This window comes from Lutibacter oricola (assembly GCF_900106565.1).
In the GTDB taxonomy this organism is placed as follows: Bacteria; Bacteroidota; Bacteroidia; order Flavobacteriales; family Flavobacteriaceae; genus Lutibacter; species Lutibacter oricola.
This window is the reverse complement of the sequence record NZ_FNNJ01000002.1, coordinates 533,349-553,416: the sequence shown is the minus strand read 5'-3', so window position 1 is coordinate 553,416 and position 20,068 is coordinate 533,349. Positions and strand designations below refer to the sequence as shown.

The 20,068-nt window shown below is 28.5% G+C and carries 18 protein-coding genes; 12 read left to right on the top strand and 6 right to left on the bottom strand.

What is annotated here, in order from left to right; translation table 11 throughout:
* The first annotated feature begins 5 nt into the window (after nucleotides 1–5).
* The 3 genes from BLU40_RS07030 to BLU40_RS07020 are packed head-to-tail and all read left to right on the top strand — an operon-like array spanning nucleotide 6 to nucleotide 3,736.
* Nucleotides 6–677 (top strand): hypothetical protein, encoded by a 672-nt coding sequence (locus BLU40_RS07030; RefSeq protein ID WP_090121575.1) that lies wholly within the window; start codon nucleotides 6–8, stop codon nucleotides 675–677.
* 5 nt (nucleotides 678–682) lie between these two features.
* Nucleotides 683–2,392, top strand: coding sequence for a hypothetical protein (locus BLU40_RS07025; RefSeq protein WP_090121571.1), 1,710 nt, complete (start codon nucleotides 683–685; stop codon nucleotides 2,390–2,392).
* A 6-nt stretch (nucleotides 2,393–2,398) separates the two neighbouring features.
* Nucleotides 2,399–3,736, top strand: coding sequence for a hypothetical protein (locus BLU40_RS07020; protein WP_090121570.1), 1,338 nt, complete (start codon nucleotides 2,399–2,401; stop codon nucleotides 3,734–3,736).
* A gap of 44 nt (nucleotides 3,737–3,780) precedes the next feature.
* Here the strand turns inward: BLU40_RS07020 and BLU40_RS07015 are convergent, their stop codons facing one another.
* Nucleotides 3,781–4,734 (bottom strand): M23 family metallopeptidase, encoded by a 954-nt coding sequence (locus BLU40_RS07015; RefSeq protein WP_090121569.1) that lies wholly within the window; start codon nucleotides 4,732–4,734, stop codon nucleotides 3,781–3,783.
* Between the two features lie 178 nt (nucleotides 4,735–4,912).
* On the opposite strand from BLU40_RS07015, the gene BLU40_RS07010 reads away from it, so the two are divergent.
* Entirely contained in the window at nucleotides 4,913–7,249 is a 2,337-nt protein-coding gene (locus BLU40_RS07010) for an alpha-amylase family protein (protein ID WP_090121566.1), read from the top strand.
* Nucleotides 7,250–7,251: 2 nt separating this feature from the next.
* Here the strand turns inward: BLU40_RS07010 and BLU40_RS07005 are convergent, their stop codons facing one another.
* The 3 genes from BLU40_RS07005 to BLU40_RS06995 are packed head-to-tail and all read right to left on the bottom strand — an operon-like array spanning nucleotide 7,252 to nucleotide 9,770.
* The gene (locus BLU40_RS07005; RefSeq protein ID WP_090121562.1) at nucleotides 7,252–8,073 is read right to left on the bottom strand and encodes a 3'(2'),5'-bisphosphate nucleotidase CysQ family protein; all 822 of its coding nucleotides are present in this window, start codon (nucleotides 8,071–8,073) and stop codon (nucleotides 7,252–7,254) included.
* Nucleotides 8,074–8,075: 2 nt separating this feature from the next.
* On the bottom strand, nucleotides 8,076–9,023 hold the full coding sequence (locus tag BLU40_RS07000; protein WP_090121561.1) for a phosphotransferase: 948 nt from the start codon (nucleotides 9,021–9,023) through the stop codon (nucleotides 8,076–8,078).
* 21 nt (nucleotides 9,024–9,044) lie between these two features.
* Nucleotides 9,045–9,770 carry a class I SAM-dependent methyltransferase gene (locus BLU40_RS06995; RefSeq protein WP_090121560.1) on the bottom strand — a complete coding sequence of 242 codons (726 nt, stop codon included), beginning with the start codon at nucleotides 9,768–9,770 and terminating at the stop codon, nucleotides 9,045–9,047.
* A 264-nt stretch (nucleotides 9,771–10,034) separates the two neighbouring features.
* Here BLU40_RS06995 and BLU40_RS06990 point away from each other — a divergent pair, with 264 nt between their 5' ends.
* The 6 genes from BLU40_RS06990 to BLU40_RS06965 are packed head-to-tail and all read left to right on the top strand — an operon-like array spanning nucleotide 10,035 to nucleotide 16,331.
* A complete protein-coding gene (locus BLU40_RS06990; protein WP_090121558.1) occupies nucleotides 10,035–11,366 on the top strand; it encodes a TolC family protein in 1,332 nt (443 codons plus the stop codon).
* A gap of 10 nt (nucleotides 11,367–11,376) precedes the next feature.
* Entirely contained in the window at nucleotides 11,377–12,573 is a 1,197-nt protein-coding gene (locus BLU40_RS06985; protein ID WP_090121556.1) for an efflux RND transporter periplasmic adaptor subunit, read from the top strand.
* A gap of 6 nt (nucleotides 12,574–12,579) precedes the next feature.
* Nucleotides 12,580–13,323, top strand: a complete 744-nt coding sequence (locus tag BLU40_RS06980; protein WP_090121554.1) for an ABC transporter ATP-binding protein — start codon at nucleotides 12,580–12,582, stop codon at nucleotides 13,321–13,323.
* Between the two features lie 2 nt (nucleotides 13,324–13,325).
* A complete protein-coding gene (locus BLU40_RS06975; RefSeq protein WP_090121553.1) occupies nucleotides 13,326–14,549 on the top strand; it encodes an ABC transporter permease in 1,224 nt (407 codons plus the stop codon).
* A gap of 12 nt (nucleotides 14,550–14,561) precedes the next feature.
* Entirely contained in the window at nucleotides 14,562–15,593 is a 1,032-nt protein-coding gene (locus tag BLU40_RS06970) for a sensor histidine kinase (protein WP_090121551.1), read from the top strand.
* A 3-nt stretch (nucleotides 15,594–15,596) separates the two neighbouring features.
* Nucleotides 15,597–16,331 carry a LytR/AlgR family response regulator transcription factor gene (locus BLU40_RS06965; protein ID WP_090121550.1) on the top strand — a complete coding sequence of 245 codons (735 nt, stop codon included), beginning with the start codon at nucleotides 15,597–15,599 and terminating at the stop codon, nucleotides 16,329–16,331.
* 223 nt (nucleotides 16,332–16,554) lie between these two features.
* Here BLU40_RS06965 and BLU40_RS06960 read toward each other — a convergent pair whose 3' ends face one another.
* On the bottom strand, nucleotides 16,555–16,866 hold the full coding sequence (locus BLU40_RS06960; protein ID WP_090121940.1) for a Dabb family protein: 312 nt from the start codon (nucleotides 16,864–16,866) through the stop codon (nucleotides 16,555–16,557).
* A 2-nt stretch (nucleotides 16,867–16,868) separates the two neighbouring features.
* Nucleotides 16,869–17,462 (bottom strand): class I SAM-dependent methyltransferase, encoded by a 594-nt coding sequence (locus BLU40_RS06955; protein WP_090121548.1) that lies wholly within the window; start codon nucleotides 17,460–17,462, stop codon nucleotides 16,869–16,871.
* A gap of 93 nt (nucleotides 17,463–17,555) precedes the next feature.
* Between BLU40_RS06955 and BLU40_RS06950 the strand changes: the two genes are divergently transcribed.
* Together BLU40_RS06950 and BLU40_RS06945 are read left to right on the top strand one after the other, a co-directional pair.
* On the top strand, nucleotides 17,556–18,770 hold the full coding sequence (locus tag BLU40_RS06950) for a multidrug effflux MFS transporter (RefSeq protein WP_090121545.1): 1,215 nt from the start codon (nucleotides 17,556–17,558) through the stop codon (nucleotides 18,768–18,770).
* A gap of 179 nt (nucleotides 18,771–18,949) precedes the next feature.
* On the top strand, nucleotides 18,950–20,068 hold the full coding sequence (locus BLU40_RS06945; RefSeq protein ID WP_090121542.1) for a TlpA disulfide reductase family protein: 1,119 nt from the start codon (nucleotides 18,950–18,952) through the stop codon (nucleotides 20,066–20,068).

Below are 20,068 nucleotides of genomic sequence, written 5' to 3'. Positions count from 1 at the left end.
TTGTAATGCAAAAAAAGAGATTTTATTTATTATTTTTTGGGTTACTAATTCTTTGTACTAGTTGTTTTGAAATAGTAGAAGAAGTTAGTTTTAATAAAGATGGTTCGGGGCATATTACACTTACCGTAAATTTAAGTAAAAGTAGAACCAAGATAAACTCTATCATGTTATTAGATAGCGTTAATAATTATAAAGTACCTTCCAAAATAACAATTAATAATAAAATAGCTTCCATAGTTCAAGAAATAAAGAAAACTAAAGGCATCTCTAACGTTAAAAATTCTTCAAATTTTAATGAATACATTTTTACAATTTCTTGTGATTTTACAAATGTTGAAGCATTAAATACTGTAATTTCAAATTTTAGCTCAAAAAAAGATGCTGCTCTTATAAAGCAACAACAACATTTTAGCTTTAATAAATCAGATAATATATTTGCCAGAAACTATCATTATAATCTTTCTAAAGAGTTTGGAAAAACAAAAATGGAAGATCGAAAAGTTTTTGAAACTGCTTCATTAACTACTATTTATCGTTTTGAAACTCCAATTATTTCATCAAAAAATATAGAAGCTAAAATTTCGGGTAACAAAAAAGCAATTATGTTAAGAGTAAATGCTCAAGACATTATAAAAAATAAGAAATCAATCAAAAATCAAATTCAACTACAGAAATAATTATTATGAAAAAAATCCTATTAATTGCTGCTATTTTTACATCATTTGTAAGTTTAGCGCAAAATATTGAAAGTAAAATTCCAAACAGTGCAGAAGCCGTGGTTTCAATAAATGCAGATCGTTTAGTAGAGTTAGTTTCAATTTCTGAATTCAATAACTATAATTTCTCTAAGCAAATATTTAAAGAGGTAAATAGAAAATCGGATGATGGTTTAACAATAACTAGTATTAAAGACTTTGGATTTAATGTAAACTCAAAAGCATTTTACTTTTACAAAAAAACAGACAGTATTAGTTATCATAGTGTTTTGGTTAAGTTAACAGATAAAAATAAGTTTGAAAACTTAATTCCTAAACGTTCAAAAGAAAAAATTGTTTCAGAAGTTACAATGAACATATTGGCTGAAAACGGTTCTATTTTAATTTGGAATGATAATTTATTGTTCTTTTCGGGTTACCAAAAAGATGCTAATTACTTTAGCGAAAATGAAGATCGTTTTATGGCTGTTACTGAAAATGAAAACAAATCATACTACAGTGTAAAGAAAAAAATTACAGCAAAATGGGCAAAAAAATATGCTTTTGATATTTTTAAAGGAAATGGAAAAAAATCTATTTTAAGCAATAAAAATTATACTGCCAGCAAAAGTAAAAATGCAGCAGCATCTGTTTGGGTTCGCAACTATGGTCAGTTAATTAATAGTGCTATGTCTAATATGGCTGGTATGTCTTCACTTGTTGGTTTACAAGCTAAATCAAATTTATATGGTTTTGAGAGCGTTACTGCTAATTTATACTTTGAAGAAAAAGCAGCTAGATTAACTACTAAAATGGAAGTAAGTACTGAATGGCAAAAGGTGTTTAAACAGTTCTACAAGTCTAAAATGGATAAAAACTTTTATACATATTTTAATCAGAATGATGTTTTAGCATATTTCAGTTTATCAATGGATATGCAAGCTATGTTAGAAGAATATCCAGCTTTAGTAAGTAGTATGTATGGAGCAATGATGCCTAACTTTAAAGAAGAAATGGAACTAGGTACAGATTTTTTATCTTTAATTATAGACGAAGAAGCAATTGGAGAATTAATAACTGGTGACATGTTATTTGTATTAAACGATTTTACAGAAAAAGAAATGACCTATAAATCATACAAATACGATGATAATTATAAAAAGAAAGAGGTTACAAAAACAAAAAAAGAAGTAGCTCCTGATTTTACAATTATGATTGGTTCTAAGAAAGGAAAACTATTAAATAAGGCAGCAAACTTAGGAATAAAACATAAATTAATTGAAAATGAAGAAGGGTATTACAAGGTTAATATTCCGCAAAGTAAAATGCCTTTTGATCTTTATGCTGTAGTTAAAAATAACATCTTATTCTTTACAACTTCAAAAGAAAAAATTTCAAATATTGTAAATAATCGTTTTGTGAATGATTTAGGTAAACATCAAAAAATGATAAAAAATAATAGTTCTATATTTTATGTAAATGCGGAAAAAATGATTTCTAAAGTTCCAGCTTCTGAGTTAAGCCGCAAGGAGCAAGGTTATGTAAATTATGCTAAAGACAATTTAAAAGATGCTTATTTTAAAGCTTCTAAAATGAAAGGTAACAACATATACTCTGAAATTAAGATTAATACTTCAGGCGCGCAGGAAAATTCATTAAAAACAATTTTTGACTTTCTTGAATTTGTTTCTAATTAAAGAAATATGAAAAAAAAGCTTGCTTATATACTTGTTATTATTAGTGTTACTGTTTTAGCACTCTATTTATTTAGATATAAGCAAGCTTTAATATATGAAAAAAAAATACCAATTTCAGCCACTGAAATAGTGCAAATTAATCTTCGAGAGATTGAACACCACTTGTTAATTGATGTTATTAAAAATCCTTTAAAATACATTAGTTTTAAATCTAAAAAGAAAGGAAGTATATCATTTAATAAAACAATAGAAATTCCAAAAAACTTATTTTTTTTCACAAATAACTCTAATTATAAAAACGCTTGGTTTAGTAGCCTTTTAAAGCTAAAAGACAGCCATAAACTTAAGCGTTATCTGTTGCAAGAAGGTTTTAAAAATTCAACTTCTAATAAATTAGAAACATTTTGTAAAGGCAGAATAATTATTGCGTTTTCTAGTTCAAATGCAATTATTGCATTAAAAAAACAAGAAAACACGTCTATAATTTCTGAAATAAAAACTGTTTTTAACCAAACTACATTTTATAAAAAAGAGAGTGAATTGCTTAAATCAATCTCTAATTCAAAAAGTGATATTACGTATACAAATTTAAAGGACGATTTTTTAGAGGCTAATTTTAAAAATGGTCTTTTTGAAATAAAAGGAAGTTTAAATTCAAATTTATTTATTGCAGACAAATATGTTGAAGATACTAATAATTCAATTGGGTTTATTTCAACAAAAATAAATAAAAACAACACTGTTTTTAAATCCTTAAGTTCACTTAAAAATAAGAAGAAATTTAAAAATTTCACAAAACTATCTTTAGATTCTATTGTGAATAAATGGAATGGAAGCTTAGTAGCTAACCTTAGAGCTATAGACACTAAAATAGACACTATTGTTACTTATAAATATGATGATGATTTTAATAAAATAGAAAAAAAATCAATTCAAAAGTTTAATACACCTAATATAAGTATTTCATTAGGAAGTAATAAAAATCTATACGAGTATTTTTATAACTCTAAAGCTATTCAAATTATTGAAAACGATACACTTTTAACAAGTATTCCAATATATAAAATGTATGCTAAACAGGTAGAAAATACTCTAAATATTTATTCTCAAAAAAATGAGAATACTAGTGAATTTAAGAAAGAAGAATACAAGTTTAATATGTTTATTGCTGTTAGTAGGTATTTAAAACAACCTCTTGAGTTTTCTTCAGAAAAAAGTATAAATAAGTATCTACAGTTAATTAAAAATGTTTCAGCTAAGCAAACATTAAACAATAAAGTGGTTATTCAAGTACGTTTAAAAGAAGAAAAACGTAATTGTCTAGGTCAATTTTTAAAACCTTGATATATACATAGTTTAAAATACTAATAAAAAGGGGAGAAATGAACCTATTTAACTAAAATTAGTTTTTGTCCAATTCTTAGTGTGCTTGTTTTTCTAATGGCATTAGACTTGCAAATTGATGTTATAGATACATGATGTTTACTAGATATTCTTGATAATGTATCTCCTCGTTTAACAATATATAATTCTTTTTGTTTTACTTCACTTTGTATAGCTTCATCTAGAGTATTACAAATTTTAATATTGCTTTGGCGTTTTGTATTATGGTTGTATGCAGTAGTCCATTTTTTAGTAACCCAAATATTTTGTGCTCTTACTATATTATTTTCTTCAAAATCAAACAAATATTCAGGGTTTATATGATTTCCTTTATAGTTTACTTCTAGGTGTAAATGACTTCCTGTTGAATTTCCAGAATTACCACCTTTACCAATAATTTCACCTTTTAAAACAATGTCGTTGGCTTTTACCAATCGTTTAGATAAGTGAGCGTAAACTGTTTCTAATCCGTTAAAATGTCGTATCACAATCACTTTTCCGTGCCCTCTATTATAACCAACGTAACGTACTTTACCATCAAACATAGCAAAAACATTATCTCCAGTTATTAAATCTATATCAATTCCATAATGAGGATGTCTATTTCTCCAACCGTAATGAGAAGTAATAACTTTCTTGCGTTCTATAGGAGAATGGTAGGTGCTATCTAAAAATTTAATGTTAAATGGTTGTATAATAGTTTCTTGCTTATACGAATTTAAAACTGAAGTATTCCAGTTTTCCGTTAACCACGTATTAATAATGCTGTCTTTAGGTGAAGTAATAATAGAATCCTGTATAGCTAGTTGACCAAGTGTATCTTTCTTAATTTTTTGTATGTCTTCAGCTAAAATTATTTGAATAATTGAATCTACATTAATTTTAATATCCTTTTTATTTTGTCCGTAATTATTAAAGCCTAAACAAAATAAAAAGAAAAATAGGTAAACTGGTTTCATAATAAAATTAACTATCGTTTTTTAAAATTAAAAATGCAAAAATAATAGAAAAGAATGAGTAATTTTCTTAAAATCTGTGTAAAAATGATAGGTGTGAAAGTTAAATATACTATTTGAATTTTATATATTTGAGTTGCTTTAAAAATAGAAAAGGAGTAACCTCTAAAATTCCACTACAATGAAAACATATTACACACTAGCGCTATTACTATTATTACTTATTCAGAACTTTTCTGTTAATGCTCAAGATTTAAATAAAACAGCTCAAAAAAAAATAGTTCAGCTCGAAAAATTAATGAAAAAAGCTCAAAAAAAAGGATTTGATGTAACTAGAGAAGAAACAGTTGTATGGTTTTCAAAAGAGTTTTTAAAAATTGCAAAATGGGATGAAAATAACATTCCTTTTATTCAAAATTCATTAGAAAAATTTAAACCTATAAAAGGTGATAAGGTAGCAATGGCTAAGAACCTTCCTAGTTTTGAGCGACAAAAAGTTATTGAAATTTTAGATAAAGGAATAAATGATTTGACTTTAGTTATGAATGGTACCATAGTAAGGAGACCTGTTTCTAAAGTAGATTGGGAAAATATAGTAGTTGAAAATGATCAGTTTACAAGTAATGGAAAACCTGTTTTTTTATATGATTACTTTTCAAAATCAATGGGAAACCCAACTTCAGATAGTAGAATTTATAACGATCATTTAGGAAATATTGATCATATTGGTGGATTTACACCTCAATTATTAAAAGAAGATCGCACATTTGTACCGTGGACATTAGATAAAATTAAGAATCACCCAGATAAAAAGGTTGGTTATACCTTACTTTGGAATACAAATGTTCCTAAGTGGATTAAAAAACAAGACCCAGAGGTTACCAAAGGAATATGTTCTTTTATTGGTTTTGATATTGATAATCCCTTAATGCGTGATGTTTGGAGCGACATTTTACAGAAAACAGGATCTATAACAAAAGGAAGAAAATCTGTACAATTAGGTTACATTTTAGCAAATGAACCACATTGGTTTTCCGAAAAAGGTAATTGGGCATTTAAACGTGGAGAAATGAATGATCTCTCGTCTTATACCTTAAACAAGTTTAACAATTGGCTAAGTAAAAAGTATAAAAATAACATTACTGAGCTAAATAAAAATTGGAAAACAAACTTTAGCACTTTTAACGATGTTACTTTCACTTTTCCTCTTGAAAAACATACAAAAGGAACACCTTTAAGATACGATTGGGACCGATTTAATATGGATAGAGTAGTAGAGTGGTTTGCCTTTTTACAAACAGAATTACATAAAACAAATCCTGAAGGTGACACGCATATTAAATTGCAACCACACTTTTTTTCTGATGATGAACGCTCTCACGGAATTGATATTGAAGCATTGACTGAACTAACAACTATGATAGGTGATGATGCTAAAACAAGAGAAAGAGACATTCGTTATGATAAGTTTGAATTTTGGGAAAAGTATTACTCATATCACTGGCAAGAACTTTGTGTTTCATATGATTTTATGGAATCAATAGCACCTGAAAAAATACATGTTAATTCCGAAACTCATTTCCTTTCAAGTGTTGCTTGGCGAAAACTAGATACTTCTCCAGAATATGTTAGAAACAACTTTTGGTTAGCAACATTACACGGTATGGATGCTGGTTTATCTTGGTTTTGGGCAAGAGATCCTGATGGTTCTCCTGAAGCCAGATTTGAAAATAGTGTTTATTCAAAAGATGTAGCGCTTGCAAAATCATTTGCTGCATCGGTTAATATGCAGCCTCAAGTTGCCAACGAGTTAACTCAGGTAATGATGGATTTAAATAGTTTTTCTGAAGAAATTATGGCGTTACGCCGTCAAAGAAAACCGTTAAGGTTATTTCATTCTGAAACTTCTGCTATTAACAAAGAACATCATATGACACAACAATATGATTTGTATGAATCCTTATTTTTTGAAGGCTTTCCGGTTGGTTACGCTACAGAAAAAATTATTAAAAAGCAAGATGCTAAAAATTGGGATGCCGTACTTGTTTATAAAACTGAATACGTAACTGATTCGGAATTTGAAACATTACAAAACTATTTAAATAACGGAGGAACTGTAATAATTGACAACAATAGCAGTCTTTCAATGAACGAATATGGGCAAAAACGTTCTAAAAAACTTGTAAATGTTAAAGGGCATTTACATACTTTAAACACTACAAATTACAACGATTTAAAAGTATTTGCTTTAGATTTAATTAAAGATAATTTACCAAAAGTTGTTTTATCAGAATCAAATGGTTTAACAAATAAAGGGTGTAATTGGAGAATTGCTTCAAACAACAAAGGTGGTTATATTATGACAATTATTAATTTAGGTAAAAATAAAGCGCAGCTAAAGGTTGCTATGAGAAACGGTGATACAGTTAAATGCACAAATATGCTTACTGAACAGCCATTAAATTCAGAATTTGAACTTGATGTTCACGGAGTTTTATTACTTGAAATAGAAGAATAGTATTAATTAAAGTTGGAATAAAAAACACCTTCGTGATTCATAAAAGAACCATTTTGTTTATTTAAGTCTAACTTTTTCTGATTAAAATTTGTAGCAGAAAGTTTCAACTCATTAAATATACAAGCGGTTGCGGCAAAGTCCCAAATACTTCCGCCACCGTTTTCTTTTTTAGGAAATTTAAACATACAAGAAGGTCCATTTTCCAGTACGTGAATGGCATTTAAAACAGATCCAGAACCAGAAATTTCTTTTACGCCAGTCAAACTTAATTTCTCAGCTTTTTTATCTAATATCTCTTTAATTTCTGTTGAACGTGGAGTATCACTTAACTTTTTATCAGTTACATACGTTAAATGCTTATTTGTATTGTTAATAATCAATGGCTTGTTGTTTTTAAAAACACCATTTCCTTTAATTGCATTGTACAAATTATTTGTACTCGGATCAAATACAACGCCAATTTGCGGTGTTGCATCTTTAGCAACTAAAGCTATTGATACAGAGAAACCTGGGTGTTTATTAATAAAAGGAAGTGTTCCATCTAATGGATCAATGCACCAAAAATAATCTTTTTCAAATCTGCTGTTATCATCTTCTGTCTCTTCAGATAAAAGCGCTAAATTAAACTGCTTACAGGTAGGAAGAATAAGTGTAAGAATTGCTTTTTCACAGGCTAAATCAACTTCGGTTACAACTTGTGAAGCAATACTTGTTCCTGCATTCTTTTTGCTAACTAAAATATCATCATTCATATATTTTTGAATGATTTTCCCTGCAGAAAGCGCCGCCTTTATTGCAATTTTATTAAGGTGTTGTAAATCCATTTTTAAAGGCTATTTATAACTTCTAAAGTTACACGTTCGCTATAACTATTAATTTTCCAATGATCTGGACTCCATCCTTTTAAAAAGCGATGAAAGTCTGCCCAAGCAACTCGATATAAAGAACGCCATTCTTTTTCAAGCGCGTCATTTCGCACTGGTAATTCATTTTGTAAATACTCAAAATAAGTATCTAAAATTAGAGTTTCCAATCGTTCACAGTCGTTTTCATATAAACAACTTCCTATAAAATAAGCTACATCTTTCATTCCGCAACCGCCACCAACATATTGAAAATCTACACCAGCAACTTCACCTTTAGAAGAAAAACAGAAGTTTGCTAATTTGGCATCTCCGTGAACAAACGTTTTATGCTTACAATTATTGAGTTTTTTATCAATTTCAGAGGCAGCTTCTCTTAACTTTTTATCTTTTAAAACTGCTAATTCTTGAGGTCTAGTTTCTAAATGCCAATAGGTGCCATATTCCCAAAGTCCAGTTGGAACTTTTCCAAGATAACTTGCGTGAAATTGAGCCAGCCATTTTAAACATTCAGCAATTTCATCCCAAGCAACAGTACTTTTACGTATGGGATAGCCAGCTTCATCCAAATCTTCTAAAACAATTAAAACTTCATCATTTTTAGTTTCAATAGCTAAACATTTTGGTAAACGTGCTTTGCTATTTTCGCTATACGTTTTATACCAAAAAGTTTCTACTTGATATGATTTAACTTTTCTTTGATGCCCTATATCTGTGTTCCAACCACGAGGATGATTTTTAGTAATAGGTAACTGAACGTGTTTTACTATTACACTATTTAAATTAGCATTTTCTAATCCAATTCGTATAATTTTTCCGTATCCGCTCCACAGCTCTTGAATTACTTCTTTTTCGAATAGGGAAGAAGCTCCAGTTGCTTTTAATATGATGGATTTAAAATGGTTGTTCATAAGGTTTCAAATATACTTTAATTAACAAGCTTCTACAACTAAAGCAGGGCTTTCAACAGAATATGTTTCTTGTTTAAAACTACCATAGAAATTACAATTGTTAAAACCTACTTTATTCATTAAAAATGCTAGTTCTTCTTTTAAAATAGGTAATAATTCAATACTATTTTTTATAAGTTGCTGTGTTGATTTTACAGTTAATTTAGTGTTGAAATCAATTTTGTTTTCAGCTTTTTTATAATTGTAATTTCGTTCAAATAGTATTTCATCATTATTAATTAAAGGTAACTGCTTCACGTTTTTTGAAAGAATTCTATTATAATTAACAATTTGAAGTAATAATTTTCCATTTGGTTTTAGAACACTTTTTGCCTGCATTAGAAATTTTTCTATTTCATTTAATGAATTTAAATGAACCAGTGTATTTCCAAAACATATAATTCCGTCTATAGAATTTTCAGTAATGGAAGAAGTTAGTTCTAGCATACTTAATTTTTCAAAATGGAGGAAATTAGTAGTTTCTACGTTGTTTTTTAAAGCAGATTGTATCATTTCAGCATCTAAATCAACTCCAAGAATGTTGTTATAATAATTAATCAATTCAAAAGAAAGCGTTCCAATACCGCACCCAATATCAACTAACTTAACATTGTTTTGAGGTATTTTAGACTTTACAAAATCAACTTGAACAGCGTTTATTTTAAATATGTGATGATAATAGGGAGCAATTTGTTGATAGAAACTCATATAAGTAAATTTAATTTCAAAGATAGTAGTTACATTTTGTTTTAAGTAACCTTTAAACAGCAAACAGAATGCATTAATTGATAAAATATAAGATGTTTAAATAAGTAATACGTCAAATTTAGAGTTTTAAGTTCTAGTAATATCAAAAATTCTCATCGATAAAACCAGCCTTAATGTATAGTCAATTACCTCAAACGTCTATTCCTTTTTATTAATAAGGTATATAGTTTCACTTTTGAAGTGTTAATTAAAAAACACTAAAAAATGAAACTAAAAATAATTATTGCAAGTTTACTATTTATGCAATTTACTTTTGCACAAGAAACTTCAATAAATACTACTCAAAAAATATGGTCTTTAGAAGATTGTATTAATTATGCTTTAGAAAACAATATTTCAATTAAAGATGCTACACTAAGTAAAGATATTGCACAAGTTGATTATAGCAAGGCGAAATCATCTAGATTACCCGATTTATTTGGAAGTGCATCTCAAAGTTTTTCAAGTGGAAATACAATAGACCCTATTACAAGCGATTATGTTACAGATCAAGTAAACAGTACAAATGTTGGCATTAATAGTTCCATAACATTGTTTCAGGGTAAGCAAATAAGCAACCAAATTAAACAAAACAAATTACTGCTTGAGCAAAGTATTTTTGAAGAAGAAGTAGAAAAAAATAATATTGTTCTTAATATTTTAGAAACCTATTTACAGACTTTATATAGTAAAGAAAACATTTCTATTGCTAAAAACAATTTAGAAGCTTCAGAAAAAGAAGTACTTAGAGCTAAAGCTCGTTTAGATGCTGGAACCATAACTTTAAGTGATTATACTGAAGCGCAAAGCCAAGCTGCTACTAACAAATACAATGTTATTTCTTCAAAAAATGAGTATCAGCAATATATAATAGATCTAAAACAGTTATTGGAGTTACCTTTTATGGAAGATATGCAAATTGAAACCATAAATGAAAATTTGGATTTGGTAAATCTAAATCTTAACAAAACAGAAGTGTATAAAAATGCATTGGAATACTTGCCAGAAATTAAAGCTAGTAATTTAAATATTGAAGCAAATGAAAAGGAATTAGATATAGCAAAAGGTGGTTTTTTACCAACTTTATCATTATCTGGTAGCTTAGGTTCTGGTTATACAAGTATTACAGATAGCTCGTTTTCAGATCAGTTCGATTTAAATTTCAATCAAAAATTAGGTTTATCATTAAGTATTCCAATTTTCAACAAAAATAAAACAAAAGCAGCCGTACAAACCGCTACTATCAATATTAAAAAAGCTGAAATTCAAAAGCAAACTACAGAGAAAACGGTTTATAAAAAAGTAGAAACGGCCTATCAAAATGCACTATCTGCTCAAGAACAAGTTATTGCTTCAGAAGCTTCAAAAGTAGCCGCAGCACAAAGCTATAAACTTGCACAAAAAAAATACGAATTGGGAGATTTAAGTACAACTGATTTAGTGATTAGTCAAAACACATATACCAATGCACAACAAAACTATTTGCAAGCTAAATACTTAAATATTTTGTACCACCAATTACTACAATTTTACCAAGGAAACGATATTAAACTTTAATTAATTAAAAATGAAAACAAAAACAAAAATAATTATAGGAAGTGTTGTAATTGCTCTAATTGCAATTGCATCATACAGTTTTATAAATAGCGATGAAGCCGTTATAATTGAACCTAAAACAATAACAGCAAAAAAATCAGATGTAACAACACTGGTTACAGCAACAGGAACCATAGAGCCTATTAATCAGGTTGATGTTGGTACACAGGTTTCAGGAGTTGTGGAAAAAATATATGTAGATTATAATAGCGAAGTTAAAGAAGGGCAGTTAATTGCCGAGTTAGATAAAACAAATCTAATTGCTACAAGAAATAATGCACAAGCATTTTACGATAATGCTATTGTTCAAAAAAACTACCTTCAAAATATTTATGATAGACAAAAGAAATTGTTTGAAAATCAGGTAATTAGTAAATCTGATTTTGATGACGCTCTTTATGAACTTCAAACTGCAAAAGGTTCAGTAACTCAACGTTTATCAGATCTTCAAAAAGCAAGAACTAATTTAAGTTACGCTAATATATATGCTCCAATAGATGGTGTTGTACTTTCTAGAGATATTGATGAAGGGCAAACAGTTGCTGCAAGTTATAGTACACCAACACTTTTTACTATTGCTCAAGATTTAAAAGAAATGCAAGTAGAAGCTGATGTTGATGAAGCCGATATAGGAAATGTAAAAGATGGTCAACGCGTTACATTTACTGTAGACGCATATTTAGGTGAAACCTTTGAAGGTGTAGTTACACAAGTACGTTTAGACCCAACAATATCATCTAACGTAGTTACATATACGGTGGTTATTAAAGCTGATAATCCAGATTTAAAATTAAAACCAGGTTTAACAGCAACAATTTCAATTTATACACTAGAATTAAAAAATGTTTTAACTACCGAAGCTAAAGCTATAAACTTTAAGCCAGAAACAGAAACTTTAGCATTGTATAATACACATCATAATTTACCAGCAGTTTCTAATACTACTTCAAAAAATAAAACAACACTTTGGGTTTTAGGTAACGATAAAAGTATAACTTCAAAAAAAGTAACAATAGGAGCGAGCGATGGTGTTAATGTGCAAATTTTAAGTGGAGTAGATGAAGGTGAAAAATTAGTTTATAGTTTAAAAGGGCTTTCTAGAGCCGAAGCTGGACCAAAAGGAGCAGGCGAAAGTCCATTTATGCCAAAACCACCAGGAAAAAAATAGGATATTATGAAGAAAGAAATTATAAAAATTAATGACTTAAAGCGTGATTTTACTATGGGAACTGAAACGGTTCATGCACTTAGAGGAATTTCGTTTGGCATTGAAGAAGGCGAATTTGTAACCATTATGGGTTCAAGTGGTTCAGGAAAAAGTACCATGTTAAATATCTTAGGATGTTTAGATCAGCCAACTTCTGGAACTTACGAAATAGACAATGTAAGCGTAAAAGATTTGAGCAGAAATGAGTTGGCTACTATTAGAAATGAAAAAATTGGATTTATTTTTCAATCATACAACTTACTGGCCAGAACTTCGGCTATTGAAAACGTAGAATTACCTTTATTATACAACAGTAAAGTTTCTACTGAAGAACGAAGAGAACGCGCAATTAAAGCTTTAAAAATGGTTGGTTTAGAGGAAAGAATGGATCATACACCGGCCCAACTTTCTGGTGGACAACAACAACGTGTAGCAATTGCAAGATCTCTTGTAAACAATCCTGTAATGATATTAGCAGATGAGGCTACAGGTAATTTAGATACGCGTACATCTTACGAAATTATGTCTTTATTTCAAGATTTAAATAAAAAAGGAATTACCATAACTTTTGTAACTCACGAGCCTGATATTGCAGAATTTAGTAGTAGAACCATTGTGTTAAAAGATGGAAATATAATTCAAGATTATAAAAATGACAATATTCAATCTGCAGCAGTAGAATTAGCCAAATTACCTAAACAAGACAATTAATTATGAGACTATTAAATTTATTTAAAATTGCATATAAAGCAATAATTCTTAATAAAACAAGAACATTGCTTACTATGTTGGGTATTATTATTGGAGTAGCTTCAGTAATTGCAATGTTAGCTATTGGTGAAGGTTCAAAAGAAAGTATTCGTACAACAATTTCAAGTATGGGTTCTAATATGATAACCATTAGACCAGGAGCAGATGATAGAGGTCCGGCTAGAGGTAGTGGTGGTAACGTACAAACACTAACTTTTAAAGATTATGAAAAAATAAAAGAACAAACCACTAATTTAATAAGCTATATAACACCAATGGTTAATGGTGGTGGGCAAGTTATTAACGGTTCTAACAACTGGCCAAGTACTATTTACGGTGTAAATCCAGAATACCTTAATATAAAAGTAGTGGATTTACAAAGCGGAAGTATGTTTACAGATACTGAAGTTAATTCGGCCGCTAAAGTAGCTTTAATTGGGCAAACGGTTGTAGATAATGTATTTCCTGATGGTGAGGAACCAGTAGGACAAATGATTCGTTTTAATAATATTCCTTTTAAAGTTATTGGTGTTTTAGAAGAAAAAGGTGAAAATACCTTTGGCCAAGATCAAGATGATGTGGTAATTGCACCTTATACAACAGTACAAAAACGTATTTTAGCAATAGATTATTTAAATCAAATTGTAGCTTCAGCAATTAGTGAAGATGATGCACCCGAAGCAGTAATACAGGTTACTGAAATTTTACGTTCTCAACATAAATTATTGGATACTGAAGATGATGATTTTACAGTACGTTCTATGGAAGAATTAATTTCAACATTTAGTTCTACAAGTGAAATGTTAACTGTATTATTGGTAGCTGTAGCAGGTATTTCATTACTAATTGGAGGTATTGGTATTATGAATATTATGTATGTTTCTGTAAAAGAAAGAACTAAAGAAATTGGATTGCGAATGGCTGTAGGAGGTAAGGGTTCTGATATTTTAATGCAATTTTTAATTGAAGCAATTTTAATAAGTATTACCGGAGGTTTATTAGGTGTATTTTTAGGTCTTGGAGCTACTTTATTTATAGAAAATTTCTTACATTGGCCTACAAGTGTTGCCTTATATTCTATAGTGATTTCTTTTGCAGTTTGCGCCATAACCGGCATATTTTTCGGATGGTATCCAGCTAGAAAAGCAGCAGCTTTAGACCCAATTACAGCATTGAGATACGAATAATAAAATTTTAAGATGTTTACAAATAGAAAAAGTCTAAATATTGGAGTTCACCTATTAGTTTGGTTAGTATTGTTTGGCTTGCCTTATATTTTATCTTATGGACTAGAAGTTGAAAGAACAATAGCTCATTTTTGGATTCCAATGATATTTTGTGCAATTCTGTTTTATTTCAATTATTTAATATTAATTGACAAGTTGTTTTTCACAAAAAAAACAATTAGTTTTTTTACAATTAATATTTTGTTAATTGCACTTTTTCTATTTTTAAAAGAATACATAGAGACCACTTTTTTTGAAAATTTGTTTGATAAAGGGAATAATATTGAAGGAAAAAAACCGCCTTTTAAACTATTTATTTATATACAAATGCTAACATATTTAGCTCCTTTACTTTTTTCAATAGCTTTAAAAACAACCCAAAAATGGAGAAAAACTGAAGCTAAAAGTAAAGAAGCTGCAAATATTCAGTTACAATCAGAATTACAACATTTGCATTACCAGTTACAACCACATTTCTTTTTTAATTCATTAAATAATATTTATTCGTTAGTAGATATTTCGCCAGATCAAGCAAAAACATCCATACATAGTTTAAGTAAATTAATGCGTTATATGCTTTATGAAACAAATATGGAGTTAGTTTCTCTTACTAAAGAAATTGATTTTATGACAAAATATATTGCTTTAATGAAATTGCGTGTAACTGATAAAACAGAAGTGAGTTATAATTTTCCTTCAGAAAACACAACAATTCAAATTGCACCTTTATTATTTATTTCTTTAATAGAAAACGCTTTTAAACACGGTGTTTCGGCAAGTAAAGAAAGTAAAATTGAAATAAATATGACTTGCAAAGACAAAACGATATTTATTAGCATAGAAAACAATAATTTCCCTAAAAAAACAGACGATAAAAGTGGTTCGGGAATTGGTTTGCAAAACTTAGAAAAACGTTTGCAATTACTATATCCTAATAAATACAGCTTTAAAACAGGAGTAAAGGACGATCGTTTTTTAGTAACTTTAGAAATAGAAACAGCTTAAATTATGAGCAAAGTAAAAATTACCTGTGTTATTGTAGATGATGAGCCAATGGCTTTAAATTTAGTAGAAAGTTATGTAGAAAAAACACCCTTTTTAGACCTTAAACAAAAATGTAGTAGTGCTATTGAAGCTATGGATTTTATTAAAGAAACTCCTGTTGATTTATTGTTTTTAGACATACAAATGCCAGATTTAACAGGTATTGAATTTTCTAAAATGCTACCTAAAGAAACTCGTGTAATTTTTACCACAGCATTTGATCAATATGCATTAGAAGGTATAAAAGTTGAGGCTTTAGATTATTTGTTAAAACCTTTTGATTATGCTGAGTTTTTAGTTGCAGCCAATAAGGCTAGTAAGTGGTTTGAATTAGTTAAAGGAAATCAAAAATCTGTTGTATCTGAAGAAAAAGAGTTTCTTTTTGTAAAATCGGAATACAAACAATTGCGTATTAAATTGGCAGATGTTTTATATTTTGAAGGACTTAAAGATTATATTAAAATATGGCTAAAAGGTAATCCAAAGCCAATTTTAACACTAATGAGTTTAAAATCTTTAGAAAATGAACTTGCCGAAGATCAGTTTATGAGAGTTCATAGATCTTTTATTGTTTCATTAAAAAATATTGTAGAAATTGAACGTAGTCAAATTATTATAAATAACCAACGCATTACAGTTTCTGAACAATACAAACCAAAGTTTTTAGAGTTTGTAAATAACAATTCTTTTAACAGGTAAATATCGAATTATAACTATCAAATAAAATTAGAACTTCATAAGCCGTAATTACTTTTAACATAATATCTATCGATATAGACCTAAAGGCACTATATCTGCAATTATGTGTAAATAGCCTGAAATACGGCTATACAGCAATTACTGTATATTTGTATTATAATTTATATTATGTTAAATAGAGTTTTTTAGAATGTAAATGTGAAGTATGTGAATACTCCTTTTATTACATTTCAGAATCGTAAATTAATACACGCTCCCATAATTTAGAAGCTTCAGCAATAAAAAGTTTGTGTGCTGGCTCTATTTGATACTTATCGTGTTCTTCAATATTATTAAAAGTAACTTTTAAACAATATGTATAACTGCTATCTACAACTGGTCTGTTTGTTGCTGCTGGTGTTCCAATATGATTGTTTTTGGCATATTTAGAAGTTTCAACCAATTTATTTATTGCATCTTCAAATTTTGTTCTGTCTGTTTTATTTTCAGGATTCTTTAACCAAAAGAAAACCAAGTGTATAAATTTTTCTTCCATATTTAATTCTTTTCTATAACTAATGTCGTCATACATCTTTTATGTTCAACTATTGTTGTTTTTACAGTTTCTAAAAACGTAATTTCTTTAGATTGTTTTAAATGCTGTAACAATTCTTTCGTTAATAAAAATCGTGTTGAACCATCAGGTAATTTATAAATTCCATTTTCTATATGTTCAACATTGTTTTCCATACCAAAATTAGACGCCATTCTTATAAATAAACTTCCGCCAGGTTTTAATATTCGCAATAATTCTTTTAACATTTTTAAATACTGGCTTAAATCTTCGGCAAAATGCAATACGGCATTGCATATAACGTGATCAAAACTATTTTCTGTAAATGGAATAGCATCTACATTTGCTTGTTTAAATTTTTCTTTATCATATATTTTTTTACAATAATTTACATCGTCTAAGCTAATATCAATACCATAAACCTGATGGCCAGCATTGTAAAACCATTTTAAATTTCGTCCACTTCCACAGCCAGCATCCAATATTTTACCTGCTTTTTGATATCTAAGCTTTAAAATTTGATCTAATATGTAAATATCTGTTCCATCTATTGCTTCTCGTAATTGCTGTAATTTCATACATAGAATTTATAGAGTGCAAATTAATAAATTATTAACAGAATTTAACTATAACCTCTCTTATATCAGCTACAATTGCACTACTTTTGCAGCATGCAAAAAAAGAAAATCCCTCAGCTAGAATTTATTGCACTTATGGCTTCTTTAATGTCTATAGCAGCACTTGCAATTGATGCATTGCTTCCGGCATTAGATATTATTGGGCAATCTGTTGGTACTGAAAGTAATAGTGAAAATCAGTTATTGATAACAATGATTTTTTTAGGTTTAGGTATTGGTCCGTTAGTATTTGGCCCAATATCAGATTCATTAGGTAGAAAACCTGTTGTTTATATTGGTTTTATAATATTTATTGTAGCTAGTTTTGTATGCGTTAACGCACAATCTATTGTAGTTATGATAACTGGTAGAATTATTCAAGGAATTGGACTTTCTGCTCCAAGAACTGTAAGTATTGCAATTGTTAGAGATACTTTTAATGGAGATTATATGGCTAGAATAATGTCGTTTATAACGGTTGTATTCTTGTTGGTACCTACCTTTGCTCCTGTTTTGGGTAAAATTGCATTAGACAGTTTTAATTGGGAAGCTATTTTTTATTTTCAACTGTTAATAGTTTTATTAATATCCGTTTGGTTTTGGTTTAGACAACCAGAAACACTTCATCCTGAATATAGAATAAAATTTACAAAACTGGCTTTTTTAAATGGTTGTAAAGAATTATTTAAATACAAGCAATCTATTGGTTATACTGTTATTTCTGGTTTTATATTTGGCTCTTTTATGGTGTATTTAAGTACTGCTCAACAAATATTTCAGCAACAATATAAATTTATAGATGAGTTTCCATATATTTTCGCAGGACTAACAATTGCAATGGTTATTTCAAGCCTTTCTAACGGAACAATAGTTGTAAAATTTGGTATGAAACGAATAGCTAGATTAGCTTTGTATTTGTTTTTTATAACATCACTTATTTATGTATTTCTTTTTTATAGCTCTAGTAATCCAAGTATAGAAATTATATTAGCCTTTTTTATGCTTCAATTTTTATCAATTGGGTTTCTTTTTGGAAATTTAAGAGCCTTAGCAATGCAACCAATTGCTCATATTGCTGGTATTGGAGCTGCTATTACAGGTTTTATTTCAACAATATTGGCTGTTATAATAAGTGCTATTATTGGTAAATATGTTGGTAATACAGCTTTACCTCTATTTATTGGCTTTTCAATTTGTAGTGGTTTATCTATTTTAGTTTTTAACGTAATAAATATAAAAAGCAAGAACGTGGCAATTAACAATGCTTAACTTTAATTATTTTTAAAAAATTGACTTTAAGTGAAATAAACATACTTACTTAAACCTATTTGTATGGTTTAAACTTTACTTACTAGCTTATTTTTATAACTGTATTTCTTTTGAAAAACGACTTAATTATTTTCATTATAAATAAAATTACTATAATTGCATAAATTAAAAATTAAGTAATGAGAAAGGTAATATTAGTTTTAGTAACTATTTTTTCAATTATTTCTTGTCAAAAGGAAACAAAAAAAAGCGGTAAAGAAAAAGGCTACACAATTAATGGTTATACAAATAGTTTAAATTCATCTAAAGCTTATTTATTCGACTCCAACAATACTTTAGCAGATTCAGCAATTATTTCTAATAATAAATTTCAATTTAAAGGTATTTCAAATGGAGTAAATTTTAATACTATTTTATTTATAAAAGACTCACTTAGTGTAGATGTTTTATTGGAAAACAATGATTTTCAATTATATGCTTCAATAAATAATCAATTGGTTTTTGGTGGCAATGCACAACAGAATTACAACACCTACTTAGAAGGTTTAAATAAATTAGAAAAATCTAAACTAGCCATTTTTAATACTTCAACAATAAAAACTAGTATTGCTACTCAAATAGATAACTTAAATTCAAAAATTTATAATTACAAGTTAAATAGTTTAAAATCAATAAGCTCTACTCCTATTAAATCTAAAATATTGAATAGTATTTTAAATAATGACGCCTTAAGTATTAATCAGTTAATTGAAATTAAAACTATTACAGATAAGTTAGATAATGCTAAAATTGTTGAAAACGTTAATACTGCTTTAGAAAATTTAAAAGCAATAGAACTAGAAAAAGAGCAGCAAGCTATAAAAATAGCCAAAGAAAATACACCTAAAAGACAACTAGCGCCTATGTTTGCTGGTGAGGGCTTAAATGGTGCAGACCTTTCTTTAGCAACTGTTTTAAATGGAAAAAAAGCTGTTTTAATAGATTTTTGGGCGAGTTGGTGTGGACCTTGTAGAGAGGTTACACCTCAAGTAAAATCTATTTACGATAGATATAAAAGTAAAGGTTTTGATATTGTAACTGTTTCTGAAGATAGAAATAGAGCAGCCTGGAAAAGTGGTATTGCTGAAGATCAAATGCTAAGTTGGAATCATATTTACGATGATAATATGAGAATTGCCTATATGTTTAACGTATCTTCTATACCTCATATGGTATTGGTTGATGGTAATGGTGGTATTATAGACAGAAAAATTTCGGCTTATAGATTGGAAAATGAATTAAAGAAAATTCTGAAGTAA

Excerpts from the sequence above, each read along its gene's own strand:
- BLU40_RS06970 (WP_090121551.1), top strand. The coding sequence starts at position 14,562 with ATGTTTACAAATAGAAAAAGTCTAAATATTGGAGTTCACCTATTAGTT.
- BLU40_RS07015 (WP_090121569.1), bottom strand. The coding sequence starts at position 4,734 with ATGAAACCAGTTTACCTATTTTTCTTTTTATTTTGTTTAGGCTTTAAT.
- BLU40_RS07025 (WP_090121571.1), top strand. The coding sequence starts at position 683 with ATGAAAAAAATCCTATTAATTGCTGCTATTTTTACATCATTTGTAAGT.
- BLU40_RS06965 (WP_090121550.1), top strand. The coding sequence starts at position 15,597 with ATGAGCAAAGTAAAAATTACCTGTGTTATTGTAGATGATGAGCCAATG.
- BLU40_RS07010 (WP_090121566.1), top strand. The coding sequence starts at position 4,913 with ATGAAAACATATTACACACTAGCGCTATTACTATTATTACTTATTCAG.
- BLU40_RS06975 (WP_090121553.1), top strand. The coding sequence starts at position 13,326 with ATGAGACTATTAAATTTATTTAAAATTGCATATAAAGCAATAATTCTT.
- BLU40_RS06985 (WP_090121556.1), top strand. The coding sequence starts at position 11,377 with ATGAAAACAAAAACAAAAATAATTATAGGAAGTGTTGTAATTGCTCTA.
- BLU40_RS07030 (WP_090121575.1), top strand. The coding sequence starts at position 6 with ATGCAAAAAAAGAGATTTTATTTATTATTTTTTGGGTTACTAATTCTT.
- BLU40_RS06990 (WP_090121558.1), top strand. The coding sequence starts at position 10,035 with ATGAAACTAAAAATAATTATTGCAAGTTTACTATTTATGCAATTTACT.
- BLU40_RS06950 (WP_090121545.1), top strand. The coding sequence starts at position 17,556 with ATGCAAAAAAAGAAAATCCCTCAGCTAGAATTTATTGCACTTATGGCT.
- BLU40_RS07020 (WP_090121570.1), top strand. The coding sequence starts at position 2,399 with ATGAAAAAAAAGCTTGCTTATATACTTGTTATTATTAGTGTTACTGTT.
- BLU40_RS07000 (WP_090121561.1), bottom strand. The coding sequence starts at position 9,023 with ATGAACAACCATTTTAAATCCATCATATTAAAAGCAACTGGAGCTTCT.
- BLU40_RS07005 (WP_090121562.1), bottom strand. The coding sequence starts at position 8,073 with ATGGATTTACAACACCTTAATAAAATTGCAATAAAGGCGGCGCTTTCT.
- BLU40_RS06960 (WP_090121940.1), bottom strand. The coding sequence starts at position 16,866 with ATGGAAGAAAAATTTATACACTTGGTTTTCTTTTGGTTAAAGAATCCT.
- BLU40_RS06995 (WP_090121560.1), bottom strand. The coding sequence starts at position 9,770 with ATGAGTTTCTATCAACAAATTGCTCCCTATTATCATCACATATTTAAA.
- BLU40_RS06955 (WP_090121548.1), bottom strand. The coding sequence starts at position 17,462 with ATGAAATTACAGCAATTACGAGAAGCAATAGATGGAACAGATATTTAC.
- BLU40_RS06980 (WP_090121554.1), top strand. The coding sequence starts at position 12,580 with ATGAAGAAAGAAATTATAAAAATTAATGACTTAAAGCGTGATTTTACT.
- BLU40_RS06945 (WP_090121542.1), top strand. The coding sequence starts at position 18,950 with ATGAGAAAGGTAATATTAGTTTTAGTAACTATTTTTTCAATTATTTCT.